General features: G+C 47.1%; 6 protein-coding genes and 1 pseudogene. 2 read left to right on the forward strand and 5 right to left on the reverse strand.

What is annotated here, in order from left to right:
* Position 1 precedes the first annotated feature (1 nt).
* The 4 genes from Xinn_RS06830 to tesA form a co-directional block, all read right to left on the reverse strand.
* Complete coding sequence (locus Xinn_RS06830; protein ID WP_086955437.1) at positions 2 to 931, reverse strand: SPFH domain-containing protein; 930 nt, start codon at positions 929 to 931, stop codon at positions 2 to 4.
* A gap of 46 nt (positions 932 to 977) precedes the next feature.
* Positions 978 to 1,856: a co-chaperone YbbN gene (locus tag Xinn_RS06835; RefSeq protein ID WP_086955438.1), complete on the reverse strand. Its 879-nt coding sequence runs from the start codon at positions 1,854 to 1,856 to the stop codon at positions 978 to 980.
* Between the two features lie 138 nt (positions 1,857 to 1,994).
* The gene (locus Xinn_RS06840; RefSeq protein ID WP_086955439.1) at positions 1,995 to 2,762 is read right to left on the reverse strand and encodes an SDR family oxidoreductase; all 768 of its coding nucleotides are present in this window, start codon (positions 2,760 to 2,762) and stop codon (positions 1,995 to 1,997) included.
* 66 nt (positions 2,763 to 2,828) lie between these two features.
* On the reverse strand, positions 2,829 to 3,461 hold the full coding sequence (gene tesA / locus Xinn_RS06845; RefSeq protein ID WP_186435660.1) for a multifunctional acyl-CoA thioesterase I/protease I/lysophospholipase L1: 633 nt from the start codon (positions 3,459 to 3,461) through the stop codon (positions 2,829 to 2,831).
* Here tesA and ybbA point away from each other — a divergent pair.
* Both ybbA and ybbP read left to right on the forward strand, forming a co-directional pair.
* Positions 3,432 to 4,118, forward strand: coding sequence for a putative ABC transporter ATP-binding protein YbbA (gene ybbA / locus Xinn_RS06850; protein ID WP_086955440.1), 687 nt, complete (start codon positions 3,432 to 3,434; stop codon positions 4,116 to 4,118). The two genes, tesA and ybbA, sit on opposite strands and share 30 nt — an antisense overlap.
* Positions 4,115 to 6,547 (forward strand): putative ABC transporter permease subunit YbbP, encoded by a 2,433-nt coding sequence (ybbP, locus tag Xinn_RS06855; protein ID WP_086955441.1) that lies wholly within the window; start codon positions 4,115 to 4,117, stop codon positions 6,545 to 6,547. The genes ybbA and ybbP overlap by 4 nt, the downstream gene beginning before the upstream one ends.
* Positions 6,548 to 6,678: 131 nt before the next feature.
* Here ybbP and Xinn_RS06860 read toward each other — a convergent pair.
* A pseudogene (locus Xinn_RS06860) lies at positions 6,679 to 6,829 on the reverse strand (transposase); the annotation flags it as partial.

A 6,829-nucleotide genomic window follows, 5' to 3' on the forward strand; every position in this document is an offset into this window, starting at 1 on the left:
GTCAGTTATCCTGTCTATTTTTCTTACTTTCGTTAATCAGCTCGGCAATGCCTCCGATAGCCCCCATCAGATTGCTGGCATCCAGTGGCATCATAATGACCTTGCTATTATCTGCGGCACCAATACTGGTAAGCGCATCCGTATATTTCTGGGCGACAAAGTAGTTAATCGCCTGCATATTACCGTCAGCAATTGCGTCAGAAACCATTTTTGTCGCTCTTGCTTCAGCTTCTGCGGCACGTTCACGGGCTTCTGCCTGTAAGAATGCTGACTGGCGTTCACCTTCTGCTTTCAGGATCTGAGACTGCTTTTCCCCTTCCGCTTTCAGAATAGCGGCCTGACGAACACCCTCTGCTTCCAGAATATCTGCACGTTTGGTACGTTCAGCTTTCATCTGGGCATTCATCGCAGAGATCAATTCTTTCGGTGGACGCACGTCGCGGATCTCAATACGGGTAATTTTCACGCCCCACGGGTTAGTCGCTTCATCGACGATAGTCAGCAGGCGGCTGTTAATTAAATCGCGCTGTGACAGCATTTCATCCAGTTCCATGGAACCCAGAACAGTACGGAAGTTAGTCATGGTCAGGTTGATAATAGACAGCTCAAGATTGCTGACTTCATAGGCAGCGCGTACCGGATCGACAACCTGAATAAAGCAGACAGCATCAATAGTGACATTGGCGTTATCGCGGGAAATCACTTCTTGAGACGGGATATCCAGTACTTGTTCCATCATATTGATTCTGCGACCAATACGATCAATAAACGGAACCAGAATATGCAGCCCCGGCGTTAAGGTTCGTGTATAGCGGCCGAAACGTTCTACAGTCCACTGATATCCTTGTGGAACGGTTTTAACACAGGTAAAAACGATAACGACGGCAATAACAATCAGAATGGGCACAGCCCCGAGAGAGAGTAAATCCATAACAATTCCTTTATTAGTTAATCATGGAATACATAAATACGCTTAATTAATAGAGTAAAGAGTATACATGACGGCGATATTTGGATGCCAGTACATCTCCGGCACCGAGCGCGGTGATAATATCCATCAGTGTTTTCTTCACTTCACCATTGGCAGCAGAGAGATCTTTTTTCAGAAAACCGAATAGTAACTCAAGTGCTTCTTCATTACGTCCGACTTCATGTAACTTAGACGCTAACTGAATAGCAAGTTCTGCATTTTCTGGCTGAGCTGCCATTTCCTGCAAAAGTTGCCTGATTTCAGGAGAGTCAGCCGCTTGTTTATGTGATTCAATGGTAGCCAGTAAATCATGATAACGCTGGTCTTGCTCTTCTGATGGAATAGTTTCCAGTACTTTTTGCGCTTCTTCCAGATGATTGAGTGAAATATGGACTTCAGCCAAGAGTAAGCTTAGTTCAGTATCCTGCGGGTCTTCCTGATGAGCTTCTTTCAGTAAGGACAGAGCTTCCTGATTTTTTCCCTCAACAAGCAGTTCACTTGCCTGTTCCAGCGGAGACTTTTCTGACTGTTGCAGAATCTGGGCAAACATTTTTCTGATATTTTCGTCGGTTTGCATCCCTTCAAAGCCGTGAAAAGGGCGGGCTTCACGCACAAAAAGTACGGTAGGTATCGCCCGTACACCAAATTGTGCGGAGATATGGCCCAATTGATCACAATCGACTTTAGCCAGAATAAATTGACCGGCATATTCATGTGCGATCTTATCAAGAGTAGTCTCTAATTCATGGCAATGTAGATCCTGCGGGGACCAGAAATAGAATACAACAAGTGTGGTTAAAGACTGTTGAACAACCTGAGCGATATTGGCTTCATTAATGCGAACAATCTGAGCAGTGTTACTATCAGTATTCATCGTCGGTTCCATGGCTTCTCTCTCGTTCGTTATATATCCGATGTCTTACAAGCTGCGTTTCAACTCGAAATCCATTGGGTAGAAGTGATTACATTATAAATAGGGCTGACTTGCTGGTTTTTCAATCTTAATACTAAATCTTAATGCTACTTAAGATACGATTTTATCCATTAATCTTGCTGGCAGCAGGCGACGCAGAATCGCAACTATATGAGTGAGTAACGTCACCGGATAATGTAGTTTAGGGTTCGGGCTTTCCAGCGCGTGAATTAATTTTGTGACAACATCTTCAGGAGTCAGCGCTAAACGGCGCGCTATTTTTGAGTTTTTGACAGGATTCTCAATTTCTGTCTGAGCAACATTTTCTGTAAAGCGAGTGTTAATTGGCCCCGGCTGTATCAGGCTGACTTTTATTCCACTTCCGGCTAACTCCATTCTCAGCGCATCAGACCATGCTTCAAGCGCATGTTTACTGGCGGAATACGCACCACGGCCCGGAGTGGAAATTAACCCCAGCACAGAACTGGTCTGGATGATCCTTCCTTCACCATTCGCCTTAATTGCCGGTAGCAGCAGACATGTCAGTTGATGGGTGCCAAAGAAGTTGGTGGAAAACTGTTTTTCCATTTGCTCACGGGAAATGCCTGCTAACGGGCCATAAACGCCAAAACCACCATTATTGAATAATGCGAACAAACGACCATTAGTTAGCTCAATAACTTGTTCAGCGGCTTTTTTAACACTTTCACGATCATCTAAATCCAGCTCGATGGGTTCTAAACCCAATTCGCGCATGTGTGCCAAATCAGCAGGTTTACGACAAGCAGCTAAAACACGATAGCCGCGCTGGTGAAGTGTTTTGGCTGCGGCTAATCCGATACCACTGGAACATCCGGTAATAAGAATGGCTCTTTGCATAATTTTACTTGTCAATTTACATTAATTCGTTGGAATAAATGATTTACTATTAATAAATGAACATTTTTACTTATGGGTAATATATGCCGATAGCTTTCTGGACATCCAATCTGTAATAAAGGGTTGTGCGTTCTGGTTGGGGTGCAACCCGTCATCTTGCATCCATTCTGGTTTGATAGCAACGAACTCCATAAAAAAGGGCAATAAAGGGATATCATTATTTTTTGATAAGGTAGGGTAAATTCCGGCAAAAGATTCAGTGTAGCGTTTTCCATAGTTAGGCGGAATGCGGATCTGCATTAATAGCGGCTGAGCGTCAGCCTGTTTGATTAATGAAATAATTTTTTGCAGATCCTGTTCTATTTGCCGGACGGGAAAACCACGCAGCCCATCGTTAGCACCGAGTTCTATTAAAACCCATTTGGGCTTGTGTTGTTTCAGTAATTCAGGCAGGCGTTCAAGGCCTTGCGCTGCGGTATTTGCGCTGATACTGCCATTAACGATATTCACTTTATTACCGGATTGATGCCATTGCTTTGCCATGAGAACAGGCCACGACTGCTCAACCGGCAGGCGATAACCCGCACTGAGGCTGTCACCTAATATCAACAGAGTATCAGCCGCCATTGCTCTGGCGCTGCATAGCATTAACAACAAAAGGAAAAATACATGGCTGTAGAGTGTGCTCTTGAGGTTCATAATCTCATTAAATATGTTGGTCAGGGGGAACAGGTAATTAATATATTGCAAGGTGTTGAGCTACTTGTCGAGCCAGCACAGACAATTGCACTTATTGGTGAATCAGGTTCAGGGAAATCGACCCTTTTGGGCATTATTGCCGGTTTGGACGATGGCAGCTCAGGTGAAGTGCATTTGCTCGGGCAGAATATCAGCCGGATGAATGAAGAACAGCGGGCACAATTACGGGCAGAAAATGTCGGTTTTGTTTTCCAGTCGTTTATGTTGATCCCCACTCTGAATGCATTGGAGAACGTACAGCTTCCGGCACTTCTGCGTGGAGAATCCGAAAGCCAGAGCCGCGAGCAGGCGATTGAATTACTTGAGCAGTTAGGGTTAGGTAAGCGCCTGAAACATATGCCAGCCCAGCTTTCTGGCGGAGAGCAGCAGCGTGTTGCATTGGCCAGAGCGTTCAGTACCCGCCCTAAAATCTTATTTGCCGATGAACCAACAGGTAATCTTGATCGTCAGACGGGGGAGCGCATAGCTGACCTGCTGTTTTCACTCAACCACGATTATGCGACAACACTGATTCTGGTCACTCATGATAACCAGCTTGCTGCCCGTTGCCAGCGGCGCTTACGACTGGCAGACGGAAAATTGCGGGAGGAAGCATGATCTGGCGCTGGTTCTGGCGTGAATGGCGTACGCCATCGCTGTTGATTGTCTGGTTATCGCTGACGCTGGCGGTGGCTTGTGTATTGTCACTGGGGCGTATTGGTGATCGCATTGATCAGAGTGTGCATTATCAGAGCCGTGATTTTCTGGCTGGCGATCTGGTATTGCGTGCATCGTATCCGGTTGATCAATCATGGTTGCAACTGGCGCAGAAAAAAGGGCTGACTCTAAGCCGCCAGATCTCATTTTCAACGATGAGTTATGCGGGAGAGGTTCCGCAACTGGCTCAGGTGAAAGCCGCAGATAAATACTATCCGTTATATGGTGAACTGGAAACCAGACCTGCGGGGCTGAAACCGGAAAAAGGCTCAGTATTGGTTGCACCTCGCTTACTGGAATTATTGAATATCAAAGTGGGAGACAGCCTTGATGTGGGTGATACCACATTAAAAATCAGCGGCGAACTTTTGCAGGAACCGGACAGTGGTTTTAATCCGTTTGAAATTTCTCCCCGGATCTTAATCAATATTGATGATGCTGACGCAACAGGGGCTATTCAGCCGGGAAGTCGGCTGACTTACCGTTATATGTTTGCCGGTTCAGCAGAAGCCATTCAATCATTCCAACAATGGGCTGAGCCACAATTAAAAGCCGATCAGCGTTGGTTAACACTGAAACAGGATAATGGCGCGCTGGCGAAATCCATCGAGCGTGCTCAGCAATTCCTGTTGTTATCGGCATTGCTGACATTATTACTGGCTGTAGCGGCTGTTGCTGTTTCCATGACGCATTATTGCCGCAGCCGTCATAATCTGGTTGCGATACTGAAAACACTGGGAGCCGGTCGTTGGGCACTTCGCCGCTGGATCATCGGGCAGTGGCTGGTGATATTACTGGCTGCAACTCTCATCGGTTCCATACTGGGGCTGGCTTTTGAAGCCGTACTGATTAGAGTGCTGGCGGCAATGTTGCCTAAGGTATTACCGGAAGCAGGAATGTGGCCGTGGGTATGGGCAATTGGCGCTCTGTTCAGTATTGCCCTGCTGGTGGGCATTCGTCCTTATCACCAATTAATGGCAACTCAGCCCTCCAGAGTATTACGAAGTGATGTCTCTGCCAGTATCTGGCCATTACGTTATTACCTGCCTGTGGTAGCGCTGCTTATTGCCGGAGGATTAATACTATTGGCGGGTACTGAGCCGCTATTATGGTCGTTACTGGCAGGAGTCCCTGTTGTCGCTCTGCTATTAGGTGCATTAGGTTGGGGCGGATTATGGCTTCTGCGGCGTATCACGTTTCGCCAGCTAAGCCTGCGTCTGGCTGTTAGCCGATTGTTATGCCGTCCATTCCAGACGATGACACAACTGGCGGCATTCTCTCTCTCGTTCATGCTATTAGCATTGTTGGTGATGGTGAGAGGGGATTTACTGAATCAATGGCAACAACAGCTGCCGCCGGATAGCCCGAATTATTTCCTGATAAATATGACTCAATCACAAATCACACCCGTGGATGAGTTGTTGGCACAATATAAAATAAAGCCAACGGAATTTTATCCGGTGGTACTGGCGCGCCTGACTGAAATCAATGGGCAGCCTGCGCTTGAATGGGCTGATAAAGTACACCCGAAGAGTACGACAGTACGGCGTGAGCTTAATTTAACATGGAAAAAAGAATTACCCCCGTTCAATACCCTTATTGAAGGGAACTGGCCGCCGAAACAAAAGGAAGTTTCTCTTGAACAGGGCGTTGCGGATCGGTTGCAGATTCACATCGGGGATAAACTGACTTTCACCGGAGATACCCGGACTTTTGACGTGACAGTAAGCAGTATCCGCAAAGTAGACTGGGAAAGCCTGCACCCGAACTTTATGTTCATTCTTGATGAAGAAACACTGGAACACCAGCCTCAGACATGGCTGACCAGCTTCCATTATGCCGGAGACGGGAAATTGCTGACAGAACTCAATCGCCATTTCCCGACCATCAGTATGCTGGATATTGGTTCTATGATTAAACAGATCCAGAGTATTTTGCAGCAGGTGAGTCAGGCATTGGAAATTATGGTTGTGTTGGTGATGGCTTGCGGCGGGTTACTTTTATTGGCACAGATTCAGGTCGGTATGAGTCAGAGGCAGCTTGAGCTGGTGGTTTACCGGACACTGGGAGCCAGTAAGAAGCTGTTGCGGCGTACACTGTGGAGTGAATTTGCCTTGCTGGGCTTGATGGCGGGCTTGGCCGCCGCATTTGGGGCTGAAATTGCCCTTTGGCTGTTACAGACGAAGGTTTTTGAATTTCCGTGGCAGCCGCAGTGGCAAATGTGGGTTCTGTTACCGGTTATCAGCAGCCTGCTACTCTCACTTTGTGGTGGCTGGCTGGGAGTACGCTTGTTACGCAGGCAGGCACAATACCGACGTTTACCAGAATAATGCCCCGAGAATAGCTCCCAGATATTGCTGGCATAATCGGACTATATCAGGAAGCCCCTATTAGCAATTTCGCCGTAAACCCCCGCCCTCATCGGGCGAGGGTTTACGGCGTAAGACGCGATAGCGGCTTCATCTGGGGTCGCCTGACTCTCCACATAAGCCTTTAACGTTTCAATTGTTGCACCGCCAGCAGTGCAAGCGAAGTATGAACGTGACCACAAGGCGGCGCTTTTACTCTGTCTTGTAAGGTGTGTGTTTTGTCGTCGCAACATACGAGATGAA

Origin of the sequence: Xenorhabdus innexi, assembly GCF_002632485.1 — a bacterium.
Classification (GTDB): domain Bacteria; phylum Pseudomonadota; class Gammaproteobacteria; order Enterobacterales; family Enterobacteriaceae; genus Xenorhabdus; species Xenorhabdus innexi.